At 36.2% G+C, this 26,046-nt stretch carries 23 protein-coding genes; 5 read left to right on the top strand and 18 right to left on the bottom strand.

The annotated features are described in order from the left end of the window. Position 1: 1 nt before the first annotated feature. Together FC89_RS06380 and argF are read left to right on the top strand one after the other, a co-directional pair. A complete protein-coding gene (locus tag FC89_RS06380) occupies positions 2–1,150 on the top strand; it encodes an acetylornithine transaminase (RefSeq protein ID WP_057871717.1) in 1,149 nt (382 codons plus the stop codon). A gap of 15 nt (positions 1,151–1,165) precedes the next feature. After that, a complete protein-coding gene (gene argF / locus FC89_RS06375; protein ID WP_057871716.1) occupies positions 1,166–2,182 on the top strand; it encodes an ornithine carbamoyltransferase in 1,017 nt (338 codons plus the stop codon). Between the two features lie 205 nt (positions 2,183–2,387). Here argF and FC89_RS06370 read toward each other — a convergent pair whose 3' ends face one another. Both FC89_RS06370 and FC89_RS06365 read right to left on the bottom strand, forming a co-directional pair. Further along, positions 2,388–2,807 carry a MarR family winged helix-turn-helix transcriptional regulator gene (locus tag FC89_RS06370; RefSeq protein WP_057871715.1) on the bottom strand — a complete coding sequence of 140 codons (420 nt, stop codon included), beginning with the start codon at positions 2,805–2,807 and terminating at the stop codon, positions 2,388–2,390. Position 2,808: 1 nt separating this feature from the next. Then, complete coding sequence (locus FC89_RS06365) at positions 2,809–3,543, bottom strand: SIR2 family NAD-dependent protein deacylase (protein ID WP_057871714.1); 735 nt, start codon at positions 3,541–3,543, stop codon at positions 2,809–2,811. Between the two features lie 72 nt (positions 3,544–3,615). Between FC89_RS06365 and FC89_RS06360 the strand changes: the two genes are divergently transcribed. Next, positions 3,616–4,023: an iron-sulfur cluster biosynthesis family protein gene (locus tag FC89_RS06360; RefSeq protein WP_057871713.1), complete on the top strand. Its 408-nt coding sequence runs from the start codon at positions 3,616–3,618 to the stop codon at positions 4,021–4,023. Positions 4,024–4,137: 114 nt separating this feature from the next. Here the strand turns inward: FC89_RS06360 and aguB are convergent, their stop codons facing one another. From aguB to FC89_RS06315, 9 genes are all read right to left on the bottom strand, one after another. After that, complete coding sequence (aguB, locus tag FC89_RS06355) at positions 4,138–5,019, bottom strand: N-carbamoylputrescine amidase (protein WP_057871712.1); 882 nt, start codon at positions 5,017–5,019, stop codon at positions 4,138–4,140. Between the two features lie 4 nt (positions 5,020–5,023). Beyond that, positions 5,024–6,133 (bottom strand): agmatine deiminase, encoded by a 1,110-nt coding sequence (gene aguA / locus FC89_RS06350; RefSeq protein ID WP_057871711.1) that lies wholly within the window; start codon positions 6,131–6,133, stop codon positions 5,024–5,026. Between the two features lie 29 nt (positions 6,134–6,162). Continuing rightward, complete coding sequence (locus FC89_RS06345; protein ID WP_157060675.1) at positions 6,163–7,542, bottom strand: putrescine aminotransferase; 1,380 nt, start codon at positions 7,540–7,542, stop codon at positions 6,163–6,165. A 28-nt stretch (positions 7,543–7,570) separates the two neighbouring features. Further along, on the bottom strand, positions 7,571–9,196 hold the full coding sequence (locus tag FC89_RS06340; protein ID WP_057871709.1) for an amidohydrolase: 1,626 nt from the start codon (positions 9,194–9,196) through the stop codon (positions 7,571–7,573). A gap of 22 nt (positions 9,197–9,218) precedes the next feature. Next, positions 9,219–10,007 (bottom strand): ABC transporter permease, encoded by a 789-nt coding sequence (locus FC89_RS06335; RefSeq protein ID WP_057871708.1) that lies wholly within the window; start codon positions 10,005–10,007, stop codon positions 9,219–9,221. Between the two features lie 12 nt (positions 10,008–10,019). Further along, entirely contained in the window at positions 10,020–10,946 is a 927-nt protein-coding gene (locus FC89_RS06330; RefSeq protein ID WP_235804391.1) for an ABC transporter permease, read from the bottom strand. 18 nt (positions 10,947–10,964) lie between these two features. Then, positions 10,965–12,083, bottom strand: a complete 1,119-nt coding sequence (locus tag FC89_RS06325; protein ID WP_057871707.1) for an ABC transporter ATP-binding protein — start codon at positions 12,081–12,083, stop codon at positions 10,965–10,967. A gap of 14 nt (positions 12,084–12,097) precedes the next feature. Then, positions 12,098–12,442 (bottom strand): P-II family nitrogen regulator, encoded by a 345-nt coding sequence (locus FC89_RS06320; protein ID WP_057871706.1) that lies wholly within the window; start codon positions 12,440–12,442, stop codon positions 12,098–12,100. Between the two features lie 101 nt (positions 12,443–12,543). Then, positions 12,544–13,608, bottom strand: a complete 1,065-nt coding sequence (locus FC89_RS06315) for a polyamine ABC transporter substrate-binding protein (protein ID WP_057871705.1) — start codon at positions 13,606–13,608, stop codon at positions 12,544–12,546. A gap of 408 nt (positions 13,609–14,016) precedes the next feature. On the opposite strand from FC89_RS06315, the gene FC89_RS06310 reads away from it, so the two are divergent. Then, the gene (locus FC89_RS06310; protein WP_235804390.1) at positions 14,017–14,637 is read left to right on the top strand and encodes a LuxR C-terminal-related transcriptional regulator; all 621 of its coding nucleotides are present in this window, start codon (positions 14,017–14,019) and stop codon (positions 14,635–14,637) included. Positions 14,638–15,134: 497 nt separating this feature from the next. On the opposite strand, the gene FC89_RS06305 is transcribed toward FC89_RS06310, so the two are convergent. From FC89_RS06305 to FC89_RS06280, 6 genes are read right to left on the bottom strand one after another with little or no spacing between them, the layout of a single operon-like run. Further along, complete coding sequence (locus tag FC89_RS06305) at positions 15,135–16,052, bottom strand: L-lactate dehydrogenase (RefSeq protein WP_057871703.1); 918 nt, start codon at positions 16,050–16,052, stop codon at positions 15,135–15,137. Positions 16,053–16,083: 31 nt separating this feature from the next. Beyond that, positions 16,084–17,370 carry a 2-hydroxycarboxylate transporter family protein gene (locus FC89_RS06300; RefSeq protein WP_057871702.1) on the bottom strand — a complete coding sequence of 429 codons (1,287 nt, stop codon included), beginning with the start codon at positions 17,368–17,370 and terminating at the stop codon, positions 16,084–16,086. A gap of 11 nt (positions 17,371–17,381) precedes the next feature. Beyond that, positions 17,382–18,638, bottom strand: a complete 1,257-nt coding sequence (locus tag FC89_RS06295; protein ID WP_057871701.1) for a 3-isopropylmalate dehydratase large subunit — start codon at positions 18,636–18,638, stop codon at positions 17,382–17,384. A 2-nt stretch (positions 18,639–18,640) separates the two neighbouring features. Continuing rightward, positions 18,641–19,144: a LeuD/DmdB family oxidoreductase small subunit gene (locus FC89_RS06290; RefSeq protein WP_157060674.1), complete on the bottom strand. Its 504-nt coding sequence runs from the start codon at positions 19,142–19,144 to the stop codon at positions 18,641–18,643. 17 nt (positions 19,145–19,161) lie between these two features. Beyond that, a complete protein-coding gene (locus FC89_RS06285) occupies positions 19,162–20,307 on the bottom strand; it encodes an aconitase family protein (RefSeq protein ID WP_057871699.1) in 1,146 nt (381 codons plus the stop codon). Between the two features lies 1 nt (position 20,308). After that, positions 20,309–21,397: an isocitrate/isopropylmalate family dehydrogenase gene (locus tag FC89_RS06280; protein WP_162258272.1), complete on the bottom strand. Its 1,089-nt coding sequence runs from the start codon at positions 21,395–21,397 to the stop codon at positions 20,309–20,311. Positions 21,398–22,036: 639 nt separating this feature from the next. On the opposite strand from FC89_RS06280, the gene FC89_RS06275 reads away from it, so the two are divergent. Next, positions 22,037–23,050: a LacI family DNA-binding transcriptional regulator gene (locus FC89_RS06275; protein ID WP_057871697.1), complete on the top strand. Its 1,014-nt coding sequence runs from the start codon at positions 22,037–22,039 to the stop codon at positions 23,048–23,050. Between the two features lie 145 nt (positions 23,051–23,195). Here the strand turns inward: FC89_RS06275 and FC89_RS06270 are convergent, their stop codons facing one another. Continuing rightward, on the bottom strand, positions 23,196–25,988 hold the full coding sequence (locus tag FC89_RS06270; RefSeq protein WP_057871696.1) for an alpha-L-rhamnosidase: 2,793 nt from the start codon (positions 25,986–25,988) through the stop codon (positions 23,196–23,198). Between the last annotated feature and the right edge of the window lie 58 nt (positions 25,989–26,046).

Below are 26,046 nucleotides of genomic sequence, written 5' to 3'. Positions count from 1 at the left end.
AATGACAGCACTTTTTGCTAATTATCAACGGTTTAATTTTGAAATTGTCAGTGGTCAAATGGTTACTCTAACCGATAACCATGATAAACAGTATCTTGACTTGACCAGCGGCATTGGCGTCTGCAATCTTGGTTATAATCATCCAGTGGTTAAAGCCGCCGTGCAGCAACAATTGGACTTAGTTTGGCATACTTCAAATCTTTATCAAAGTTCATTACAAGAAAAAGTCGCCACTTTATTAACAGCCGGTAGTAACAAAAAAGTTTTCTTTTGTAATTCCGGCACTGAAGCTAATGAAGCAGCAATGAAATTAGCTCGGAAAGCCACCGGTAAAAGCGCAATTCTGGCTTTTGATCATTCTTTCCACGGTCGGACTTACGGCTCATTATCTTTAACTGATAATCCCGGAATCAAAAAGGGATTCGGTCCTTTTGTTCCAGGAATAAAATTTGCTAAATATAATGATCCGGCTGCACTTGATCAAATCACTGATGATTTGGCTGCTGTAATCTTGGAAGTTATTCAAGGCGAAGGTGGTTTGGAGGCAGCTGATGGCAAATGGCTGCAAGCCGTCCAAGCAAAATGTCAGGCAAAGGGAGTTTTATTGATTATTGATGAAGTTCAAACCGGTATTGGACGGACTGGTAAGTTATTTGCCTATCAACACTTTAATCTTGATCCTGATATTGTAACTTTGGCTAAAGGTTTGGCTAATGGAATTCCGGTCGGCGCCATGATCGGCAAAGAAAAATTAGCCGATGCTTTCGGACCGGGGAGCCATGGTTCAACATTTGGCGGTAACCCGCTGGCAATGGCTGCTGCTAAGGCTGTCTTAGAAACCATCGATCAGCCATTTTTAGATGATGTCAGCCAAAAAGCTGATTTTTGCTGGTATTATCTGCAAAAAGAAATTGCTCCTTTGCCAATGGTTACTGGAATTAGTGGTCGGGGATTAATGATTGGAATTCATCTTGATACTAAAGTTCCGGTCAGCGATGTTATCCAGCAGTTGCAGCAAGCTGGTGTCTTAACATTATCATCTCGTGGCAATACTTTACGGTTACTGCCGCCACTAGTGATTACCGGTTCAGAACTTATGCAGGGCATTAACACAATTAAAAATGTTTTAGAAGAAGCTATCGTTCATTAATCAAGGAGGAATTTGATGAATCATTTTTACCAAAAATCATTCTTAAAAGAAATCGATTTTAATGCTGCTGAATTGAATTATCTGATTGATTTTGCAATTCACCTCAAACAGCTTAAACAAAAAAACATTCCCCATCCATATTTACAGGGGAAAAATATTGCCTTATTATTTGAAAAATCTTCAACCAGAACTCGTTCAGCTTTTACAGTTGCTGCGATCGACCTCGGAGCTCATCCTGAATTTCTTGGAAAAAATGATATTCAATTTGGCACTAAGGAATCTGTCGTTGATACTGCTAAAATTCTGGGAGGAATGTTTGATGGAATTGAATTTCGCGGTTTTAAACAACAAACTGTCGAAACGCTGGCTCAAGCCAGTGGTGTCCCTGTTTGGAATGGTTTGACCGATGAATGGCATCCCACACAAATGATTGCCGATTTCATGACCTTAAAAGAACATTTTGGTAAATTAAAGGGACTAACTTTAACCTATGTTGGTGATGGACGCAATAATGTAGCAAATAGTCTGCTGGTTACCGGTGCCATCCTTGGGGTCAACATTCACATTGGTGCCCCAACTGATCTGCAACCCAGTAAAAAAGTCGTCCAAGCCGCTCAACAAGCAGCTGGCAAAAGTGGTGCCGAAATACTAATTACAGCTGATCCACAACAAGCAGTTGCGGGAGCGGATGCTTTGTATACTGATGTTTGGGTTTCAATGGGAGAAAAAGTTGACTATCACCAAAGAATCGAACAGCTACTTGCCTATCAAATTAATTCTGAACTAGTTGCTGCAACTCACAAGCAAGACACCGTCATTCTTCATTGCCTACCTGCTTTTCATGATACCAATACTAGTATCGGTCGCAAATTTATGGCCGATTATAATTTAACTGCCTTAGAAATTACTGATGAAGTTTTTCAAAGCACGAACTCGTTAGTTTTCCAAGAAGGCGCCAATCGGATGCCTGCAATTAAAGCAATTATGGCTGCAACACTTGGCAATTTATTTATTCCAGAAATTTTTAAGTGAACTCATTGGTCATAATAGCCAATTTAAGATCCATCAATTACAAATTTCAGTTTTAATTGAACGTTACAGATATTTTTAGCTTTCTTCATTAATAACATGATTGATCCTACGACTGACACTACTTGCAGGGCACGGTCAAGCTGACAGTCGATTCAAGATAATCATGCTTTAATTTTAATGAGCAAAGCCCTTTGAAAACCAATTTTCAAAATTTCAGAAACTGCTGATTTAACAATCTGATTAACTTTTCTTTTTCTTGCTGACTAATTAAGCTGTTAACTTGTTCATCAAGTTGACGATAGCAAGCTTTAATTGTCGGCATCAATTGTTTACCTTGGGAACTTAGACTCAATTCTATTTTCCGCCAGCCAATTTGCTTATTGAGCAATTTCTTTTCAACTAAGAACTTAATAAATCGCGACATAGTAGACGGAGCAATTCCCATTTTTTTAGCAAGCTCATGTAAAGTAATTGTTCCAGATTGATCAACAGTCAATAAAATATAATTATAAGTTGGGCTTATCCCGGTAGGTTGATAAGCCCTTTTGGCTAGCTTTTCTGTTTGGCGAGCCAGCCGATTACTAGTAAAATACAAACACTCATTGATTGCTAACGAATTATCCATACTACCACCCCTTCATCTTTAATCGGAACAATAATTCCTCTAAAACTGGATCCAGTTTATTCTGAATAAATAAATTAACTGCTTGCGGCACTTTAATTGGTTCATCATTAATAACTATTAATTTAGCTTGATTGGGAATTAATCCATGATGTAGTTTAGTTCCCATTACTATTAATAGATCAGCTTGTTTAATTAATTGTCTTCCGGCTGTTACTGCTGCTTTCAGTGCCACCATATTTCTCATAACAAAAATCGGTAAAATCAATGAATTATCAATTGGACAATAAGGAACTGTATTATCCTGGATATAATTTAAATCAAACCGGTGGTGATGGGCAATACAATAGTTGTCATTGATACTTCCCCAATACTCAATAACTCGTTTTGCACCTGCAAGCGTGTGCAGGTAATCTAAGTTAAAAGTTATGATCCCCGTAATTAATTTTCTCTTTTCCAATTCTGTAAGAATTTGATGGCTTGCACTTGGAAGCACCTCTGGTCGAAAATGTGTTAACCGATACAAGCGATAAAAATCAGTCGGATTTTGTTGTGCAAACCGATTAGTTAATATTTGCATTAACGGTTGCTTATTTTGCGTATGCTTAATTGTTATTTCATTCATCTTGTCCAAATCAGGATAGCCGCAAGCAGTCGATATTCCAGCACCGGTGATCACAACCGTTGATTTTGAATGAATTAATAACTGCATAAATTGATCTAGTTGATTAATTGACAAACACCCCTTTCGGTTTTAGTATGTACATACATAGTAAAGCTGAAAGGATTTATTTTCAAGGGAGATGAAACCATGTTTTTAAAAATTACACCAGCGGTTCAAAAAAGACTTAACAAGTATTTGAAACAGCCAGCTTTAAAAGTGCTCTTAAATTTTGATGATGGTGTTGGTCTTTATTCCAGGGTTCAAGCTACTTGTAGTTTGGAAGTAAATTTTAATTTGATTATCGTTAATTCTTCTGCTGACCTAACCGATTTCGACAGCCAGGTAAACACTAGTATGGGAAGTTTCCTAATTAAAGGTTATTCAAAAGAATTTTTAGATGAAAAAAATCGGTTATTTTTAACCAAATTCGGTTCGCTTTGTTTAACAGGTGATAGGACTGGATTAATTGCGAATAATTTACCAATAATTGATTTATCTCAAACAACAGAAAAACCTAAAATTGGTTTAGAACCAATTGACGAGATTGCAAACTGACTTTTCGCTAAACTGCATTAAATTAAAAACCACGTTAAAGAAGCTGAGATTAGATTTAGTCTCAGCTTCTTAACACTTAAAATAGTAAATTAATTTTCAATCTAACAAATTTGATCAACTATTACTGGTGTTTTCATTAATTGCTGCTAGTGATAACAAATCTTGATACATCTCCGGTCGTCTATCCCGAAAAACGCCCCAATTACGCCGATCTTTCATAACCTGGTCTAAATCCAGCTCAGCAGTAATAAAACTGGTCGATTTTTGATCTGCTTGTGATAATATTTCTCCAAATTGATTTGTACTAAATGAAGATCCATAAAAGGTCAGCTTATTTTCATCGACTTCTGTCCCTACTCTATTACTAACGACAATTGGAACTAAATTGGCTGCTGATTGTCCTTGAATCGTACGCTGCCAATGGGGTTCACTGTTATATCCCAAAACGGGTTCACTTCCAATCGCGGTTGGGAAAAAAACAATCTCAGCACCCTTTAACGTTAAAATCCGCGTAGTTTCGGGAAACCATTGATCCCAACAAATGCCAACACCTATTCGGCCGTATTTAGTTGTCCAAACTTTAAAACCAGTATCGCCTGGAGCAAAATAAAATTTTTCTTCATAATCTTGACCAGTTGGTATGTGCGTCTTGCGATAAACATCCAAAACTTTACCATCAGCATCGATTACAACCAGTGAATTGAAAAAAATGTTACCACATCGTTCAAAAAAACTAATTGGCAAAACAACTTTTAATTGCCGAGCTAAAGCAGAGAATTTAGCGATCACTGGATTTCCATTTAATTGTGCAGCTAGATCAAAGTAATGATATTTTTCTTGGTGACAAAAATAGGGTGTTTCAAATAACTCCTGCAATAAGATAATCTTAGCCCCTTCATTGGCCGCTGACACAACAAGTTTTTGAGCTTGACTTAAATTTTCATCAATTCTCCAATTGCAGTTCATTTGAGTAGCTGCAACCTTAACTTTTCTCATTTACTCACGACCTTAAACGTTTGATACGAGCAGGAACTTGCTGTGTAATACAATGAAGATTACCACCGCCTAACAATAATTCTCGTGTCTTTATCTGAATAATTTTCCGATCAGGGAATAGATGCTGAAATTGGTCTTTCGCTAATTCATCTTCAGGAATACCAAAAGCTGGCAAAATCAATCCGCCATTGCAAAAATAAAAGTTGATATACGAAGCTGATAAGTAATCACCAGCTCGCCGTGACTTTTCCGTTCCAATATGATCAATTCCATCAGCTTCAGTTACTGATAGCTTAAGACTGGTTGGAATTATTACTTGATGTATTGTCAGCGAATTTCCTTGCGCATCAGTTGATTTCTGCAAATATTGATAATCAGCCAATGAGTAGGCATACTGTTTTGAATCTTGATCAGCCGGCCAACCCAAAGCAACAACACCTGGGCAAAGAAACGTACAGATATTATCAACATGACCATTGGTTTCATCTTGGTATATTCCATAAGGTAACCATAAAACTTTTTGAACATTTAAATAATCTTTCAATATTTGTTCAATCTGATCTTGATTCATATTGGGGTTGCGACCGGCACTGAGCAAACAACTTTTGGTAACAATTGCCGTTCCCTGCCCATCAATTTGAAAAGAACCACCTTCCAACACAAAATCCTTTAAATAATACTCATCAACTTGTTCTAATTCACTGATTTTTTGAGCAGCTTGATCGTCAAGATCCCAAGGAAAATACAAACCATCAACCTGACCTCCCCAAGCGTTAAAACGCCAATCAATACTACGCAATTTTCCATTTTTATTTACCAAAAATGAAGGCCCAATATCCCGGCACCAAGCATCATTGGTTGACAGTTCAACGACTTGGACCTGAGTAGCAAGTTGTGTTCGTGCATTTAAAAACTGCGCAGCATTGACTAACATCGTCACTGGTTCAAATTGACTAATTGCATTAGCAGCTTGAGTAACAACTTTTTGCGCCGGTTTGCCCCCATTGCGCCAAGTATCAGGACGTGTTGGCCAAATCATATAAGTTCGCTCATGCTGCTCAAATTCAGCCGGGAAAAACCAACCATCTTTTTTGGGTACTGATGCCAGTTTCATTCTTCATCCTCCTGCGCAAAGTGTCTACATTAAAGTTTGAACTCAGTCTTTGTGTCTGTTAAAGCACCTTTCATTCGCTCAATAACCGTGTCCAGCTGGTCATAACTGATAATTGCAGGCGGCTCAAAACGGATCGTTTTTGAATTAACTAATGTCCCGGCAGTTAAAACTCCACGTGAGAAAAGCTCCTTAGCCACATTGTAGCCAATTTCATTAGTATGAAACTCAACTCCAATCATCAAACCAATCCCGCGAACTTCTTGAATAACTTCTGGAAATTCATTAGCTAATTCACGTAACTTTTTAATCAGATAATTTCCCTTTTCTTTAGCTTGACCTGGAATATCTTCTTTTAACATATACGAAATAGTCGCTAATGCAGCTGCACAACAAACAGGATTACCGCCAAATGTTGGTGATCCTAGCAACCATGGATTATCAATCAGTTGTTGGACCCACATCTTTGAACGACAGATAATTCCGGTAATCGGCATGATACCACCACCAAAAGACTTGCCAAAAGTCATAATATCGGGTGTTACGCCTTCAGCTGCACACCGCCACATTGATCCTGTTCGACCCATACCACATTGAATCTCGTCAAAAATTAAAGCAACATCATATTCATCACAAATTTCACGAACTTCTTTCAAGTACCCCTTAGGCGGGATAATTATCCCCGCTTCTCCTTGGACGGGTTCTAAAATTACGGCAGCAATTTTTTCACCAACTGCCGTCAAGTTACGAATCGCTTTGCGCATATCTTCAGCATTACCATATTCAACATGTTGTACCTGCTGAACCATTGGAATATAAGGCACCCGATAAGATCCCTTGCCTCCCATTGAGATCGCCCCCATGGACTTACCATGAAAAGCTCCAATCGTTGAGATATACCAGCTTCCACCTGTGGCGATCCGCGCTAACTTCAATGCCATTTCAACTGCTTCAGCTCCACCATTAGTGAAAAAACATTTTTCCAGATCACCAGGGGTAATGTCTGCTACGGCTTTTGCTAAATAGCCTCTCAAAGGATCCAATAATTCTTGGGAATGAAGTGCTTGATGTTTAAGTTGAGCTAAAACGACATCTAAAATATATTTATTACGATGACCACACGTGTAGATTCCAAAGCCACCCAAACAGTCAATGAATTCTTCACCCTTTAAACCGTGTATTACAGCGTCTTGATCGGTCCATTCCAACACAGCTGCATCAGTAGAAACCGATTTACGGTATTTCAACCATCCTGGTGAAACGTAGTTATCAAAGTAATTCAAAGTATCTTTGGTCATCTCATCTTTTTGTTCATCAGTCATTGAATTGCTTTGGATATATTCTAAAACTTCATCAAGTTTAGCAATAATTTCTTTTTTTGGTGTTTCAGTTACGGTTGATTTTTCAGTCATATGATCACCTTTCATTCTGTAAATTCAATCATTTAAACGTCCAATTACCGGCTAATAATGTTGCATCAACTTGAATATTTTTAAGTTGATCAGCCGCTAAATTTTCAATATTACGTTCTAAAACACAAATATCTGCAGATTTACCAACTTGTAAAGATCCAGTTTGCTCTTCCAAGCTGCAAGCCTTAGCTGCATTTATGGTTTGCCCTTGCAAAGCCTGGAATAAACTTAATTTTTCTTTGGGATGCCAACCTCCCGGCGGATCTCCATTTAATGTTTGACGGGTCATTGCAAAATAGATATTTTGCATGGGACGAATATCAGTAACGACCGGACTGTCTGTCCCAAAAGCTACTGGAATATTTCGTTGAAAGAAAGTTGCAAACGGCCACATACGTGCTGCTCGTCGACCAACGTATTGTGATACAGTTTGATAATCCAACAATGGGTGACTAGGTTGAATTGACGCAATTAAATCATTTTTCTTCAGTAAAGAGATGTCATTTGGATCAATCGTTTCCAAATGCTCCAAACAATGATGTCCGCTTTTTAAAGAACCAAACTTGGCAGTTGCCGCTTGAAAATCAAGGATTGCTTGGTGGATTGCCTGATCGCCGATCGTATGGATTCGCAATGGTATTTGATTCTCTGCGGCCAAAAAAATTAAATTTTTCATTAAATTAGGAGCAATATTAGGCGTTCCTCTAATCTCTTTTTGCTCATAATTACTTTTCATCCAAGCTGTATAACTACTAGTAACACCATCAAAAAATAGTTTTCCGCCAGCGACCTTGATTTGTTCAGTTGTAAACTTTTGCCGCAATTGTTTGATTTCTGCCACGCCGCGACCAAAATAAGGATATAAATTTACCCTTACCGGTAAATGATTTTGCAGAGCTAAATTCTTATAAGCTGCTGGATAAATTTGATCATCCATTCCCGCCGCTGTCTTAGCCGGCAGTAAGGCCAAGTCACAAACCGAAGTAATTCCGTATTGGGTTAATTTTGTAAGATACGGTCGCAAAATTGCCGCCCGTTTTTGATCAGAATAATTGAAGATCTCATGCAAAAACCCCATTGCCGTCTGTTCACCAATCACTCCATCAGGATCACCACTTTTATCCAAGTGAACATCTTGATCATAACGTTCTGGAGCAGCCTTGGGCAGCAGTTTATTCAAAGCAGCTGAGTTTAACCAAAGGGTATGCAGATCATCAGCAATAACAACTGTGGGTCTGTCAGGAAAAACCTGATCCAAGCTGTTTTTTGTTGGCATTCGACATGGTATCCAATGTGGCAGGTACCATCCCTTACCAACTAGCCAGTCACCCGGTAGATTATTTGGAACTGCTTGAGCTTTTTTCACTAAATCAGCGACACATTCTGATTCTGAATGCCCATTAATCAGAATAATTTGTTTTGCCGCAACTAAGGCTGATAAAAAAATATGAGCGTGACTTTCAATGAAACCCGGCAAAATTGTTCGGTCTCCAAAATCAATTACTTCATTATTCGTATTTTGATATTGTTGTGGTATATTCTCTGACACAATATCAATGATTCGGTTGTCCTTAATTACAAGTGCACCAGCAAAAAAATGGTCCAGCGTGGCATTTAAAATTGATTTACTTTTTAAAATCTTAATTGACTCCAATTGGCTCACCTTCTTTCAAAAGTTATTGTTTGACACGTTTAACCTGAGTTACCGCATTAATAACAATTACCAAAACTATTACCAGCATCATAACTGTTGAAATTGCATCAATTTCTGGAGTAATCCCAGTTTTGACCATCGCATAAACCTGCAATGGAAAAGTTGTACTGGCTGGACCGGTTGTAAAAAAACTGATGATCACATCGTCCAGCGATAATGCAAAAGAAAAACCTGCTCCACTAATGATCCCAGGAAGTAGCAATGGCAAAGTAACTTTAATAAAAGCAACTAGCGGGGTCGCACCTAAATCTAAAGCCGCTTCCTCTAAAGATTTATCAATTCCGATCAGGCGAGAACGAACTGTCAAAACAACAAATGGAATACAGAAAGTTACGTGAGCTAAAATTAAAGAAAACAAGCTTAATGGAATGCTGGCTAAAGAATAAATTGATAGCAATGCAATTCCTAAAACAACTTCTGGAATAACAATAGGAATATAAAGGACCTTATCTAGCAGCTGCTTCCCGGGAAAACGATAACGTGACATTCCAATTGCTCCCAAAGTTCCAATGATCGTCGCTAATAATGTACTAATCGCACCAACAATCAACGAATTGCCTAATGCCGACATGATTTGATAATTATGAAAAACCATTGCATACCAATGTAATGTAAATCCCTTGAATAAAATATTTAATTTAGAAGTATTAAATGAAAAAATAATGATCACAACAATTGGTAGATAAAGAAATATGAAGGTCAAGCCGATAAAAGCATTTTTCCAAAAACTTTTGTGTTGTCTTTTTTCCATTAATGACCCTCCTTAACCTAAATCATCCATCTTACCGCCACGACGCTGAAACAAAACCAGTAATATCATGGTCAAAACTATCAACATTACCGAAATTGCAGCACCAAATGGCCAATTGCGGGAAACTTGAAATTGATTTTCAATCAAGTTACCCATCATGATACTGGTACCGCCGCCCATCACATCACTGACAAAGAAATAGCCCAATGAGGGAATAAAGACCATAATACAGCCAGCAAAAACTCCGGGCATTGATAATGGAATCACGATTTCCTGCAGGATCTTCCATTTTGAAGCACCCAGATCCTCAGCCGCTTCGATCAAGTCATGATCAATTCGATCAAGTGAATTGAAAATTGGAATAATCATAAACATTAATAGTAGGTAAGACATCCCTAACACAATTCCTCCAGTATTGTAAACCATTGCCAATGGCTGTTTGATAAAACCAATTTTTTCTAAAATCGTATTGATAACTCCTGTTCGTCGCAAAAGCGTGATCCAGCTGAATAAACGAACCAGTGAATTGGAAACTGAGGGAACGATTACTAAAGTTATCAGAATCATTTTGGCAATCGGCCCTTTTTGAGCAGTAAATAAAGCAAACGGATAAGCAATCAGTAAACAAATGATTGTACTCATCAACCCAATCCAAATCGATTGACCATAGATTTTTAGATTTTGCCAATTAAAAACCTGAACGTAATTATTCAAAGTAAATTTGTAAACAATCCCACCATAATAATTCCGGGACATAAAACTCATTACTAAAACATACATTAATGGAATTACAACTAGCAGCAGCATCCATAAAGAAATTGGAATGATTTGAATCCACTTCGAAATTTTTTCAGATATACTGTTATGCGCTGGTTGATTGGTTGGCGTGGTGTGCTTTTTAAATTTAGTTGAAAAATCATTTTTGGGGATTTCCATCATGAGCACCTCCCTTGTTAACTACTCAATTGGAGCGAAATCTGAACTCTTTAATATCTTGAAAATCTTGTCCGAATCACTTTTGACTAAAATAGCATCCATTGGATCCCAGTAAACAAAAACATCTTTTCCAATTGGTAACAATGGCTGGTTACTTGGAGTATTCATTTTTAATTCCATTCCGTTTTGTAGCTTAAGGACCGTCTTTTTAACATTACCAGCGTAGTAATGTTCACTAACTTTAGCAGGAATATGGAAATGGTCGATCTCGGTTTCAGCCAATCTAATTTTCTCAGGTCGTACTACGACATTGACGGTCTGATTTTGAGATACCTTCATTGATGACTTGATTGCTAAATAGCCATTTTCAATAACAACCTTTGTCAAATCATCTGTAGTTTCAACGACCTTGCCATAAAAAATATTCGACTCCCCAATAAAGTTCGCTACAAATCTTGTCCCCGGTTTTTCATACAATGTTTGTGGATCAGCAATCTGTTCCAGATGTCCCTTATTCATAACTGCAATCCGATCACTCATCATTAAAGCTTCTTCTTGATCATGGGTAACATAGACAAAAGTAATACCTAACTTACGTTGCAGCCGCTTGAGTTCGATCTGCATTTGCTTTCGTAATTTTAAATCCAAAGCTGACAAGGGCTCATCCAACAATAATACTTGTGGTTGATTGACCAAAGCTCGAGAGATAGCGATCCGTTGTTTTTGTCCCCCAGAAAGTTGATCTAGTTTACGGTTTTCATAACCTTCCAGTTGAACTAGTTTAAGCATCGCTTCCACTCTTTTTTTTCGTTCACTTTTAGGAACTTTAGCCATTTTCAATCCAAAAGCAATGTTTTCTGCCACGGTCATATTCGGAAACAAAGCATAATTTTGAAAAACTGTGTTGATTTTGCGTTTATTTGGTGGCAAATTATGAACCGGTTTTTCATCCAACAAAATCTCACCACTTGTTGGTTTTTCAAACCCCGCGATCATTCGTAATATAGTCGTTTTCCCACAACCAGAAGGTCCCAACATGGTTAAAAACTCGCCTTGATAAATTGTAATATTCAAATTTTTAATAACCACAACATTACCAAAGCTTTTACTGATTGAGGCTAATTTGATCATTTCTTTCATATCAATCTTCCCCTTTAAAGTGCATCCTCACCACGTTCACCTGTACGAATTCGCATAATTTCCTCCACCGGTGAAACGGCAACCTTTCCATCTCCAACTTGACCCGTTGCAAGCTGTTCGTGAATATTGATTAAGATTTCATTAATACTTGTATCCTTTACATAAGCCACAACATGGATTTTGGGCAATAAGTTAATGTGTATTTTTTTGTCATTGAACCGAACAACATCTTTTTCACCTTTCTGATTACCAGCTCCCATAGCTGAAAAGATTGTCATCCCAGTAACACCATGAGCTGATAAAATTTGCTTGATTTCTTCCAAGTTCTCCGGTCGAATCGTAATTTCTAATTTTTTCATGCTTAATTTCCCCTTTTATAATTATTTATAGTTGTAAATTATTTATGAAGAATAATTTTATAGCTTGCAATTAATATCCACCCGTTTTAATCATGCTTAGTTTAATTATTCCCCTTAAAGTTGCTCCAAACTTCATCGATTTTTGACGTATTCTTTCCAATGTCCAAAACTGTCTGCGAACGTTTTAAAACTGTTTTTGGTACCATAACAGCCGGATTATTTCTTAAATCTTTTGGCAATAGTTTAACTGCTTTATTATTGGGATTATAGTAAGGAAAAGCTTTGGAAAACTTAACACTAACATTCGGACGAAGCATATAATTAATGAACTTTTCAACATTACTACCGTTCGGAGCTTTCTTTAATTTCATGAAAACATCATATGAAAAGTAAATATCTTCTTTAGGATAAACAACATTAATGTTGGGATTATTTTTGATTGCTAAAGCAATTTCACCACCATAGACCAATCCGGCTGAAACCTGGTTGTTAATTAAAGGTGTTTTGGGACTGGCACCATCAAAAATTTGAATATTTGGTTTCAACTTTTTAAGATAGGCACTAGCATCCTTTAAAGCTGGTTTGCTAGTATCATTGATCTTATGTCCGGTCGCCATTAAAGCACAGCCAACAACTGCTCTGGAATCTTCTACTGTGACTAATTGATTTTTGAGACTAGGATTTAATAGATCCTGATAACTGGTAATCTTGTTCTTGACTTTTTTCTTGTTATAAGCAATTCCCACCACTGTTCCTAAATACGGTGAGGAATACTGATTATGTCGATCATAAGGTTTATTCAAAGCCAATGAATTAATATTTTTATAATTAGGAATCTTGTTTTTATTTAGTTTTTCTAATCGCCCCAATTTTTGTAAAGTTTGAACATACATCCCTGGAGCTAGAACCATATCATACGTACCATTAGCCGAAGATAAAACTTTTGAAAGCATCTGATCTGGATCAGAATAAGAGATATAATTGATTCGGATGCCCGTTTCCTTGGTAAAATCATCTAAAACATTTTGTGGAACGTACTCACTCCAACCGATAATATTCAAGACTTTAGTATGCCGATGACTAGCTTGTGAATGTCCACATCCAGTTAAAATCAACAACAAGCTACTTACCAAGATGCTAATCAGCCAAAAATATCTTCGTTTCATTTAGCAACCCCCAATTCAATCTTTTTTTAATCAAAGTTAAATGTTATGTCATATAACATAAAAGCTATAAGACGATTATATGATTCATAAAATAACAAATAAATTAGTAATAAGTACTACAAAGTTAACTTTTTAAGAGTAATTCATACTCCAAAAGTAGTAAAATTTCGTATCGAACTTTATTTTGTTTTGAAAATAAGGGGCTTTTATTTATTTTGAGGTATATAATATAACATTAAATAATGATTAAAATTGGTGGTGATTATGATTTCTTTTTCGCTTAATGACCTTTATATCTTCAATGATATTATTCATCATATTTACTGTTGTTCTGACAATACAAAAATGCGTCTGCTCTTAATGCAGAAATTAACTTATTTAGTAGACTTTGATGGAGGCTCTTTTTACTTGTCAGCTATTGATGATGAGCAAAAAATTACCAGTCCGGTAATTTACAATATTGATTCAGCTTTTGGGGAAAAATATCTGCAGGTTTATAACAAGTTTGACTATTCTAAAGCTTTGATGTTTACAGACCGAAGCATGACCTATCGAGAAAGTGATATTGTTTCAGATAATCAGCGAATCCTAACGCCTTATTACCAAATGTTTTACAAAGATTACCACTTTCATTTTTCGCTTCATTCCATTATTTCATTTAAAGGTCGATTTTTAGGTATCATGTCCCTTTTCCGAAATGATCAAAAAGAAAACTTTACACAAAACGATATCGAATTAGTCAGATTATTAACAACTCATCTTGAAAACAGTTTATATCATCATTTTCAAACCGAAATTTATTCGCCAAAAAAAATGACCGTCAGTCAGGTTACTCAAAAATATCATCTGACCGAACAGCAAAAAATCATTTTGCAAAAATTATTGGACGGAATAGACAACAAACAAATTTGCAGTCAGCTGGGGATTACTAATAATACTCTCAAGAAACACATTTCTAATATTTACAAAAAATTGCAGATAAAAAAACGTGTTCAATTGTTTAAGACAATTAAAGAAAGGGGAAAATAACCACTGCTTGTCTAAATTACATGGCGTGAAATAATAAATTTTTTTGAGAGGAGTATAATCCAAATTCAAAATAGCTATCGAAAGTTTGGAGATCATTAACCTAATCGTTTAGTGGCAATTAATAGTTATCTCCAAAAGATAGATTAATTTTGTTTTTAGGAGACGCTTGGGTCTAACCTCTTATTTTCCCATCCACATTTTGTTTCGCATACAAGCGAGCCCGACTAAGCATAAAGCCAATCAAAAAAGCTACCTATTCCTCAGAACAGATAGCTTAAGTATTCAGATTATATAATTTTTAATAATTTATTTATCAGTAATGCTGCCGCAGAACTAAGCATTAATAATATTATTATTCCAAATAAAAAAACTGAAGCGTCTTGGATTACTAGCAAGTTTGTCCAAAACGTTTCAATTTATTAATGATTTTGATTCATTATCATATCAGTGTTTATCCATACAGTAATATCATTCTACTCGTGATAAAACCTATGCTGCTAATAACCTACCTTAGCAAGATTTCCTTTAATGTAATCAGCTGATTTTGATAGAGATTCCTTTTCAGCGGTCGTTAATGAAATATCTTCAACATGTTCGATTCCATTTGCTCCTACTACCGCCGGATATCCGATGTAAGTATCTAAACTTTCCAAATAAACTGAAACAGGGAAAATTGTATGAGCATCGGCGAATACTGCTTCAATTAAACGAACTGCACAGGTTGCGATTGCATATGATGTATATCCTTTTCCAGAAATAACTTCAAATGCTCCTTGACGGGCATTCTCCTCTAACTTTTTATATTTTGAAGAATCACTAATATACTTGCTTAATGGCCGGATTCCAACCGAAACTGTTGACCAAGCTGTAAATTGAGAATTACCATGCTCGCCTAAAACATACCCTCCAATATTTTTGGGGTCCTGATTACCTAAATAATCGGCAACCTGTCTTTTCATGCGTGAAGTATCAAGTAATGTACCTGTTCCAAAAATTCGATTTTTAGGAAAATCACTAGTCTTTTTTAGAATAGTTGTGATTGCATCACAAGGGTTAGAAATATTAATCCATATTCCCTTAAAACCGCTTGCTTTAACTTTAGGTCCGACGATCTTCGCTTGTTCCACATTAATCGGGAACTCTGCAAACCGATCATCAGTCCGAGCCGTTGCTTTAATATCACCAAATGCAGTTATTAAAACATCAGCATTAGCTAACTGATCATAATCGCCATTAATTACCTTCGTATGAAAATGATTGCATGATAAAGCATCTTTCAAATCATTTTCTTCAGCCCGAACTTTTTTTGATTTTGGATCAATCAAAACCAATTCATCAGCTACACCGCGTGTAAATAAGGTATAGGCAACAGTGATACCAACATTGCCTAAACCAATAATTCCAATTTTACGCATTGATTATCAATCCCTTCTAACTTATCCGACATCAAACAAATAATGGTACCAACAAACTTAGCAAAATAACAACAATCGCCCCGCCAATTCGGTTAGAGATAATTGCAAAAGGCATCAACTCCATCCGTTCGGCAGTTGATAAGGTTGCTACCGCTCCACTACCACCAACATTACCTAATTGAACACCAACAGCTATCATAGAATCGATCGGGTAGAAGCCCAAAGCTTTCCCGCCGAGTAACGCACCCAACATAGCTCCTATAACTCCCATTGCAATAATCAAGAAGTTGGATAACGTAAAGTATGATATGAGTTGCCCCAAGTCAAGTGAGACAATTCCAATTCCAGTGATCAGGAAGGCGATGAAGTTCGAAACAACAAATCCTTGCCAATTAGCACTGTAACGACATACTTTATCATTAAAGACACCAAATGCTTTAAGTGCAATTGCCAGCAATGATGTCCAAGCAATATAGTTTAATTGTGGAACAATTGTCTGTAAAATATTTCCTAACACTAGTAATGATAAGGAAATTACAAAACCGATTCCTAAAGAACGCAAACTTTTTTTATCCATTTCAATTGGTTCGACTTTAGTTGCTTTTACCTTAGCTGAACCTTTCATTAATGCACCGTTACCTGTCCATTCTGGTTTCTTTTTTCCTAATTGGTTTAATATTCCCGCAAAGATAACACATATTAAATTAGAAATGTTCATCAAAACAATAAATTTGCCAGAATAACTAGTAACCGGATTATGAAAAATCCCATGGTATATAGTTGGCACAACCACTAAAGCACCGGAAGAACCACCGGTATAGTTAATAATTCCGACATTGAAAAATCCCTTAATCAATGATTGTCCTGTTAAAAACGTAGTAATGACCATAAATACAATTGCAAATGCCAGAGCAATTAACATAACTGGAATCAATCTAGCTGATACTTCCAACAAAACTTTCCGATCCATGCTCAAAATTGAACCAACCACAATAGCAGCAATGAATATGTTAATCGCGCCAGATCCCATAATTCCGGCAATTAATTTGGTTAAATATGCAGGTACCAGATGGAAATATGCAAGAGCAGAGCCACCAAATAAAGGTAATAAAATTGCTCCTCCCATATAAGTTCCAAAAATAGGAATTATTCCTCCGACATAGAAAAAAAGGCCACCAATAACATATAGAAACAAGCATCCACCAACAACATCGTTATTCAATGAGTGTGTGTAAGTTGCCACAAGCGTAATCAATAGTACTGGGATGTAATACATTAATGGCAAATTACAAATTTGAATTTTTTTTAAATGATCCATATCGATTCTCCTTAGGCCAGCTTACGAGGATCAGAAATTTTCCCAGATAAAGCAGATGCTGCTGCCATAGCAGGTGATCCTAAATAAATTAGTGATTTTTTAGAGCCCATCCGACCAATAAAGTTACGATTACCTGTACTCAAGATCTTTTGTCCATCAGAAAGCAAGCCGTATGGCATCCCACAACATAGGGCACATGATGGATGAGAAATTACTCCACCGGCTTCAATAAAGGTTTGGATGTATCCTTTTTCAATTGCTTCCTTGAAGATTGAGTTGCTTGCAGGAACAACAATGAAACGAACATACGGAGCTACATGTTTTCCCTTCAAAATATCTGCTGCTGCTTTTAAATCTTCAATACTACCATCTGTACATGACCCAACATAAACTTCATCAAGTGTAGTACCTTCTGCTTCTTCGATTGAATGAACATTATCTACACCTTGTGGGCAAGATAATTGTGGACTCAATTTACCTAAATCATAATGCAAAACTCTTTCATACTTTGCATCATCATCGGGACGAATCCAATCAATATCTGCTAAATTTTCATCAAAATAATCAGCGGTCTGTTGATCAGCTAAAAATAACCCACATTTTGCTCCAGCTTCCAAACTCATATTAGCAATTGTGTAACGTCCTTCCATACTAATATTAGCCACACCATCACCGCAAAATTCCAAAGATTTATATTGAGCACCAGATGCTGTAAGATCACCCATAATTTTTTCAATTAAATCCTTAGCGTAAACTCCTTTTTGAAATTTACCAGTTAATTCAACTTTAATTGCTCCTGGAATTTTAAACCACAGCTCACCAGTTGTAAGTGCTCCAGCCATTTCGGTAGTACCAATTCCTGAACAGAAGCAGCCACCACCGCCATAAGTAGTAGTATGGCTATCAGTAGCAGTTACAACCATTCCTGGTTTAGCATAGTGCAATTCGTGCATTAAAGTATGACAAATTCCTTCTCCTATATGCATTTTTTCGATACCATATTTTTTCGATAAACGAATTCCGGCATCATAATGAATTGAATCATTTTTAGCAACCGCTGTCGGTAAACAGTGATCAAACATAATCGTGACCTTATCCGGATCGTCTAGTTTAAGTGTCCCCATTTCATTTAAAACTTTTTCAACATATGGGGTATAAATATCATGAATCATAAACATATCGGGGTGAGTTGTTACAATATCGCCAACCTCAACATTGTCAACTCCTGCATTACGCATTAAAATTTTTTCTACCATTGTGTATCCCATGATTATTTGCCCCCTTTAACAGCATTTAATTTCTTAATGTGGTTAACTAGACCACCATCGTTAACGATTTCAAAAAGATTATCTGGAATATTCCCAATAGGAAATTCTTTACCATTGGTTTTAACTTTATTGTTGATATCAATTTCAATTTGATCGCCATCTTGGCAGGCATCCTGAACACCATCACACTCAATCAAAATCAACCCAATGTTAAAAGCATTTCGAAAGAAAATTCTTGCAAAAGACTTAGCCACAACGCAGGTTACGCCATTTGCTTTAATAACTGCTGGAGCCTGTTCTCGAGAGGAACCACAGCCAAAATTATCTCCAGCAACAATAATGTCACCTGCTTTTGAATCCTTAGCAAAATCTGGACGCAAAAGTTCAAAGGCATATTTTTTCATTTCATCCATGGTTGGAATAGTTCCGCGTTTACCAGGAATAATGGTATCTGTATCAATATCATCGCCCATTTTCCAAACACGGCCTTGGTATGTTCTTTTCATTTTAAATTCCTCCAATTCTATTTAAACTGTCTGCGTTCTCGAAGAGATACTTCAATCAACGTCTTCATATCGCTCACGTAAACATTTGCATCTGAGGAACCTAAACAATTGCTGAAAGTATAACTGCCAACCGTCAAGATTCGTTCACCGGGGCCCGCTGCTCCCGCACCTTGAGCCACAATATTCTTATCACCTGGAGCAATCATCTGGGCACCATAGTCAATGAATTTAGAAACCAAGCCTTCTTTCAGGGCTAATAAATAGTCTTGACTAGTTGCCGGACAAATATTTAATCGGAAACCAAACGCTACATGTTGATGATCGCCGATTAATTTTGCAGCTAATCGCAATGAATCAATATCGCCGCCAGTGTAACCACCAATCATCCCAGCATTAAAATCAACATCTTCTAAAATCGACATTGGAGCGGCCACATACGGACTATTAGTAGTCGATGTAGTTGTTGGTAGTACCAGCAATGATTGAACACCAGCAAGGTCAAATTCCATATCAGCGACACTTAATTTCTCATTCCAAACAGCTGTTACAGCACCCTTGCGAGCCATCATACTGAAGAAAGCGCCACGTTGAGATTCAGATAAACTATCTAAATAAGTACCACCAATTTCAAGGACCTTACCTTCTGTATCTTTACGCTTTAGCTTCGAAAGAAGATTAATATATACATCTCGAACGTCTAAATCATTAGAAAGTTTCCCAGTCAATTTAATTGTATAAGTTTCTGGAACAGTCATTGCAAAATGACCAGTTTCAATAGCCTGAATAAAGTCATCTGGTTGCAAATTCAATCCCAATGAATGTTTAGCAGCATAAATAGAATTGTGTTGTCCTAATGAAACCACAACCTGATCTGCAGAAATTTCATTTAATAAATATGAATAACCTATTCCTTTTGCTTGGATAAAATCAATTTGGTATTTTTTTGAAAATTTAGTCAATTCTCCAAATAATTCTGATGTCCGTGGATCACCGGAAGGCACATCTTGATCAATAAAAATCTTTAATTGTTTGTTATCATTAACTGCTTTGATTTTGTTTAATATACTGTCAATTTCTGAATAGTCATTAAGTACAATTATATTAGGGGTAATTTCAGCTTGTTCTCCCTGTTTACTACCCATTATCTTTTCAATTTGTGTCATTTTATGATAACTCCTTAATTTCGTTACATACCATCTTTGTAACTTCCCTAGTACCAAGCACCATCTTTGTTTCAGAAGTCTTAAGATCAGCAGGAACGTAACCTCTATTAACTACATTCATGACTGCTTGTCGAATCACTTTAGCAGCCTTAGGTAGTTCAAGCGATTGTTCCATCATCATAGAAACAGCCATAATCAGTCCTAATGGATTAGCTATGTTTTTACCAACAATTTTCTGATTCATATTATGCAATTGATTAGGTTCGTACATACCAAATGTTCCTTGTCCCATGGTTGCATCTGGCAACAAATTGCCTACTCCACTCAAACCAGTAAGTTCATCGGCAACAATATCCCCAAATAAATTTGGAGCAACAATAACATCGAAAGCAGCAACTCCTTTAGTGAATGTTTGGACACCGCTATCAACTAAAATTGAATTTATATCGACCTTAGCGGCTGTTAATTCACGAACCATAATTTTTCGCCATAATTCAGAGCTTGCCAACCCATTTGCTTTGTCTAGGCTCACTACATTATTTTTTCGTAATTTAGCATATTTCTTTGCCCAGTTTGCTACCCGTTGAACAATCTTTTCGTTGTAGTAATCTTTATCATAGGCTTCCTCGCCACCAGAGCCTTTCCCACGATATTTTGGTGACGGTAATTCACCGCCGATCACGTCTCGAATTACTACTACATCAAATCCTTCATCTACAATCTCATCTTTTAGCGGTGAACATGAACGCAGACTACTTGGAATAAAAATAGGTCGAACGTTTACTTCTAAGCCTAATTCTCCGCGCAATCGATACATTACCCGTTCAGGACGTTGTTCAATTGGTAAATTATCATATTGAGGAGCACCAATATTCGCTAACAAAATTGCGTTGCTGTCTTTACACTTCTGAAAATTTTCTTCTGTGAGTGGAGTATTATAGCGATCGATCGATTGTCCACCAGCACACACATCATCAATTTCAATGTTTAAATTAAACACCGCAGCAACTTGGTTAATAACATCCTTTGTGGCAGCCATTATTTCAGGACCGATTCCATCTCCCTCGATTGCAGCAATTTTAAAAGCCACTAACATCACCTCTCCATTAAGCCTTATATATATAAAGGTACAACGTTGTATCAAACCTTTAAAATACAACAATTGGAAAACGTTGTCAACCTTTTTTGTGAAATTAGTCACTATGTTTCAAGCTGATATATTGCTGACTTTTATTTCAAAATACGTTATAATGAATGTCACAGCTATAAGCAAAAAAAGCCGTTTTCTTAAAATATATTTTTAAAAAATAATTACTTTTTAGTTCAAATTTTACTCTAAATTAATGATTACTTGATTAGAATAAAGATGTAACTATTGATTTTTTATTCAGTGAAAAAATTAAAGTCACCATATATGTTGTCTAAATATTAATGATTTAATTGATAATATATAAGGAAAATCATATGCCTAAAGTCAGCATCATTTATAAATTCCGCGGTTGATTGGTTATTAGCAGTTTTAGCTTGGATTCTTGTTGAATAAAAATTGTTAGTGCGGTAAAGTAACCTTGTTTAAAATTACTTTAATTGCCTTTTGTGATACTAAGGTGTATGTTTTTTATACACAATTTAGAATTAAGTTTCGACTGATAATGGCAATAATTAATTAATAAAGGACTTACAAATTATTTAATTCAGATCAATTTTAATTGGAGATGAGGTATTAATTATGGTTACACTCAAAGATGTAGCTAAGGCGGCTGGGGTTTCTCCTTCAACCGCTTCCATAGTTGCTAACGGGAGAGCAAAGGAACGTAATATATCTACAACTACATATAATAAGGTAATGTCTGCAATAAATAAGTTAGGTTATGTCCAAAATCTTAATGCTCGTAATTTACGATACGCCAACTCAACTATTCCCAGAATTGCTATTTTCTGGCCCTTAGATCAACGTAGCAATATCTTATCAACTTTTCTAAGCGCTATCAAAAACACCTTAAAAGATCAGCAGCAAAATTATTCTATAATTATTCAAACTTATACCGCCGGTGATATTTTAAAAGACGATGCATTATGGCAATCTTATTCAGCAATCATTGTCAGTGGTGCCAGCCATGATGATGTTCTGCGCTTAGAACATTTAAGTAAAAATGAAAATATTATTTTAGTTAACCGGCATTCAGACATTCTTAATACCATTCAAGTTTCTTCAGAAGCAATCGCAAATAACGTCATTGACCTTTTACTTGCAGAACGCATTTCTCGAATTGCCGTATTTAAATCAAATAACAATTATCCTGCTTCATCACAACGAATCAAGTTGATTCAATCAGCGTGCGCAAAACATAACATAAATGTCGAGCAACTTATTAGTGTAGCTGATAGTCTCAACGGTGGTATTCAGGGAATTAACGAATTATTGGCTATTTCTAACCATCCAACAACCATTATTTTTGAAACTGATAGTATAGCTTTGGGGGCAAACTATGCTATTAAACAGCATCATTTATCTGTTCCTAAAGACATTCAATTATTATCCATATCAAGTCTTGATCCAGAACTAACAAAATTCTCTAATCCACCAATAACATCTGTTGAAGTATCTACTAAACTTTTAAGTTTGGGGTTAGCTCAAATTCTCGAAAAATTTTTAAATAATCAGCAAGCTAATCAGCATCTATTTATCAAACCCAAAATAAATCTACGCGGCTCGCTAAAAAATGAATCACACCAAGCTTAAATATTGTTCGTTAATCTCCACCACAGCCCACAAATTTCCCAAAGTAATATGTTAAACTAAAAATCCTCTAGACTGTTTTTCAATATAAACAGTCTAGAGGATTTAATTTTAAATATCATTCCAATTTTTTAATCATAATGTATCTTCATTCATTTAACGGTTTAAGTGCCAAATCCAGTTGATCTAATTGTTTTTCAAACTCAGAATTACTTCCAACATATGCTTGAGACAACTCACGAAGCGATTTTTCACGTAATTCAAGTGATGTTTCTAAAATGTTGGGATTGTTTTTAATAAGCAAGTTTTTGGCTTTTTTATTATAAAACAACTCACGAATCGGTGTGTTGGTACTAAAAATCTGATGCAAATCTTCAGTTATTTCATAAGAAATCTTATATGTTCCTGGCTTTAAGATACACTTATTATCCTTCACTTGGTTAAATATTTCATTTGAATTATTTGTAAATATATCTTGTGGAGCTAATGGCAAGGTTAACAACGCTTCACACCCCAATGGTACATGAACACTTAGAGTAACGTGCGTACTATCAGTCAATATCCATTTAATTTGATACGGACCAGCAGCAGTATTATACTTCGCTTCTGCTTGACGAATTTTCCAGTTCAATAAAGGTTTTATTTGAACCTTCCTAAAACCAGGAGCTTCTTCTAACGGACTAATACCTGCTACATGCCTAAAAATAAATTCACCGATAGATCCGTAAGCTTCATGATTTAGACTGTTCATCCCGGCGCTGGAAATTTCTCCAGTTGGTAATACGCTGTTCCAACGTTCCCAAACAGTTGTTGCCCCTAAATTGATTTCGTAAAGCCAGCCAGGGTACTCTTCATTTAAAAGCAAATCATAAGCTACCTTCTCAAATCCATTGTCAGCCAGTGTATTGCATAAAAGTGCGGTCCCAACAAATCCAGTAGTAAATTGATGACCGGTTTCTTCAAAAGCTTTTGCTAAAGCTGTAATGATTTTAGTTTTATCCTCAACAAGATCGAAAGCTAATGTCATTAATAAAGCCGTTTGGGTGTTTATCGTACATCTGCCATTTGGTGAATAATATTCATCTCGAATATACTCTAAGATTTTTTGAGCTAGTTTTTCATAATGAACAGCTTCATCTTTTTTATCAAGTATTCGGGCAGCTTTAGCAGTTAATCGTGCACTGATCAAATAATAAACTCGTACAATAAAGTCAACATCAGTTGCTCCCATTACATCATTTTTTACATCAGATTTATTATCCAAGGCCAGCCAGTTACCAAAATGGAAGCCTTTATTCCAGCCTAAATTGTCTCCATCAATTTTCTCAATATAATCGACCCAAGCTTTCATACTTGGAAACTGATCAGCTAAAATCTTTTTATCGCCTGAAAATAGATAAACATTCCACGGTATAATACATGCAGCATCACCCCAAACAGAAGAAGTAGCCTTATCACCAAACGAAGGTATCATGGAAGGAACTCTTCCGTCTGCTTGTTGTTGTTCTAATAAGATGTCATGCAGGTACTTTTGGTAAAAAGCATAGGTATCGCGATAAAAACTAGCAGTGGCTGAAAAAATTTGAGCATCACCTGTCCACCCCATCCGTTCATCACGTTGAGGACAATCTGTTGGCATATCAATAAAATTGCTCTTTAATCCCCATTCAACATTATTAATTAGTTTATTAATCTTTTTATTGCCAGTTTTAACTTCACCAGTTTTAGGTAATCGTGAATATAATGAACATGCCGTAAAGTCTTCTTTTTTAAGATTTGGAATTCCTTCAACTTTCACGTAACGGTACCCAAAATAAGTAAAGGCTGGTTGGATAATCTTTTCTTGACCATCAGCAATATAAACAAATTCTTGTTTAGCTGTCCGTAAATTTTTATTATAAAAATTACCCTGCTGTAAAATTTCGCCAAATTGTAAACGAATTTTAGTTCCTTTTGATTCTTTAACATGCAAACGAAAGATACCCGCCTGATTTTGTCCGATATCAAGAACTGTTTCACCTGCTGGTGTATGAATAAGGGCAATCGGCTTGAGCTCTTCATGAATAGTTACCGGCGTGCTATAACGATCAGCCAATTTTTCGGTGGTTCTTTTAGATAAAAGCACTTGTTCTTCGGATGTGTCTGCAAGCGTCATATCTACCTGTTGACCATCGTAAATTGATGAGGCGGTAATTGGTCCATAATGAACTTTCCAACTTGAATCAGTACCTATAACCGCGGTTGAACCATCAGCATAGGTCAATCTTACTTCAGCAATTAATTCCCAAGCATCACCATAACGATTTTCTTTAGAATTCGGTTCATAACCAAAGCGGCCTTTATACCAACCGTTTCCTAGGATAACTTCTAATTCATTATCCCTTTTTAATTGCTTAGTTACGTCATATGTCTGGTACTGAAGCCAGCTATTATAATCATTAACATATGGGGTTAAGAATTCGTTGCCAATTCTTTCTTGGTTTAAATAGGCTTCATATAATCCCAGTCCACAAATATATAATCTGGCACTAACTAAAGGTTTAGTTAATGTGATCTGCTTTTTGAATACCGGATGTCTCCCAGTTTTTTGTTTGCTTGTAATCCACTGCGCTTCCCACGATTCATGTTGCTTTCCGGTTTCAAACCAATTTACAGCACTTGTCGCCTCTTCATCCAAATCCGTTCTAGCACTTACCGTCCAATAATAACGCGTCCGTGGTTTTAACAAAACATTGGCAATATATCCCAAAGAATCGATTTCATTGGTCCAACCAGAATCAAAAATCAAATTATTTAATTCTTGATCCGTAGCAATAACAATTCTAGCTGTCGTTTGTTTTTCAGCTTTACTATCAGTTATTACGTAAGAAAAATCTGGTTTAGTAATTTGATATCCCAGCGGATTTTTTAAATGATCAACTTGACAATTAATTATTTTCATATTTAGCTCTCTCCTGTGTTATTAATCAATAAGTTATAGTTATTATTCTCTATTGAAA

Source organism: Liquorilactobacillus ghanensis DSM 18630 (assembly GCF_001435235.1).
GTDB lineage: Bacteria > Bacillota > Bacilli > Lactobacillales > Lactobacillaceae > Liquorilactobacillus > Liquorilactobacillus ghanensis.
The sequence above is the reverse complement of the archived record's forward strand: the minus strand, read 5'-3'. Positions and strand labels throughout refer to the sequence as shown.

Coding starts and splice junctions, on each gene's coding strand:
- FC89_RS06380 (WP_057871717.1), top strand. CDS start 2: ATGACAGCACTTTTTGCTAATTATCAACGGTTTAATTTTGAAATTGTC.
- argF (WP_057871716.1), top strand. CDS start 1,166: ATGAATCATTTTTACCAAAAATCATTCTTAAAAGAAATCGATTTTAAT.
- FC89_RS06370 (WP_057871715.1), bottom strand. CDS start 2,807: ATGGATAATTCGTTAGCAATCAATGAGTGTTTGTATTTTACTAGTAAT.
- FC89_RS06360 (WP_057871713.1), top strand. CDS start 3,616: ATGTTTTTAAAAATTACACCAGCGGTTCAAAAAAGACTTAACAAGTAT.
- aguB (WP_057871712.1), bottom strand. CDS start 5,019: ATGAGAAAAGTTAAGGTTGCAGCTACTCAAATGAACTGCAATTGGAGA.
- aguA (WP_057871711.1), bottom strand. CDS start 6,133: ATGAAACTGGCATCAGTACCCAAAAAAGATGGTTGGTTTTTCCCGGCT.
- FC89_RS06345 (WP_157060675.1), bottom strand. CDS start 7,542: ATGACTGAAAAATCAACCGTAACTGAAACACCAAAAAAAGAAATTATT.
- FC89_RS06335 (WP_057871708.1), bottom strand. CDS start 10,007: ATGGAAAAAAGACAACACAAAAGTTTTTGGAAAAATGCTTTTATCGGC.
- FC89_RS06330 (WP_235804391.1), bottom strand. CDS start 10,946: ATGATGGAAATCCCCAAAAATGATTTTTCAACTAAATTTAAAAAGCAC.
- FC89_RS06325 (WP_057871707.1), bottom strand. CDS start 12,083: ATGAAAGAAATGATCAAATTAGCCTCAATCAGTAAAAGCTTTGGTAAT.
- FC89_RS06320 (WP_057871706.1), bottom strand. CDS start 12,442: ATGAAAAAATTAGAAATTACGATTCGACCGGAGAACTTGGAAGAAATC.
- FC89_RS06315 (WP_057871705.1), bottom strand. CDS start 13,608: ATGAAACGAAGATATTTTTGGCTGATTAGCATCTTGGTAAGTAGCTTG.
- FC89_RS06305 (WP_057871703.1), bottom strand. CDS start 16,052: ATGCGTAAAATTGGAATTATTGGTTTAGGCAATGTTGGTATCACTGTT.
- FC89_RS06300 (WP_057871702.1), bottom strand. CDS start 17,370: ATGGATCATTTAAAAAAAATTCAAATTTGTAATTTGCCATTAATGTAT.
- FC89_RS06295 (WP_057871701.1), bottom strand. CDS start 18,638: ATGGGATACACAATGGTAGAAAAAATTTTAATGCGTAATGCAGGAGTT.
- FC89_RS06290 (WP_157060674.1), bottom strand. CDS start 19,144: ATGAAAAGAACATACCAAGGCCGTGTTTGGAAAATGGGCGATGATATT.
- FC89_RS06285 (WP_057871699.1), bottom strand. CDS start 20,307: ATGACACAAATTGAAAAGATAATGGGTAGTAAACAGGGAGAACAAGCT.
- FC89_RS06275 (WP_057871697.1), top strand. CDS start 22,037: ATGGTTACACTCAAAGATGTAGCTAAGGCGGCTGGGGTTTCTCCTTCA.
- FC89_RS06270 (WP_057871696.1), bottom strand. CDS start 25,988: ATGAAAATAATTAATTGTCAAGTTGATCATTTAAAAAATCCGCTGGGA.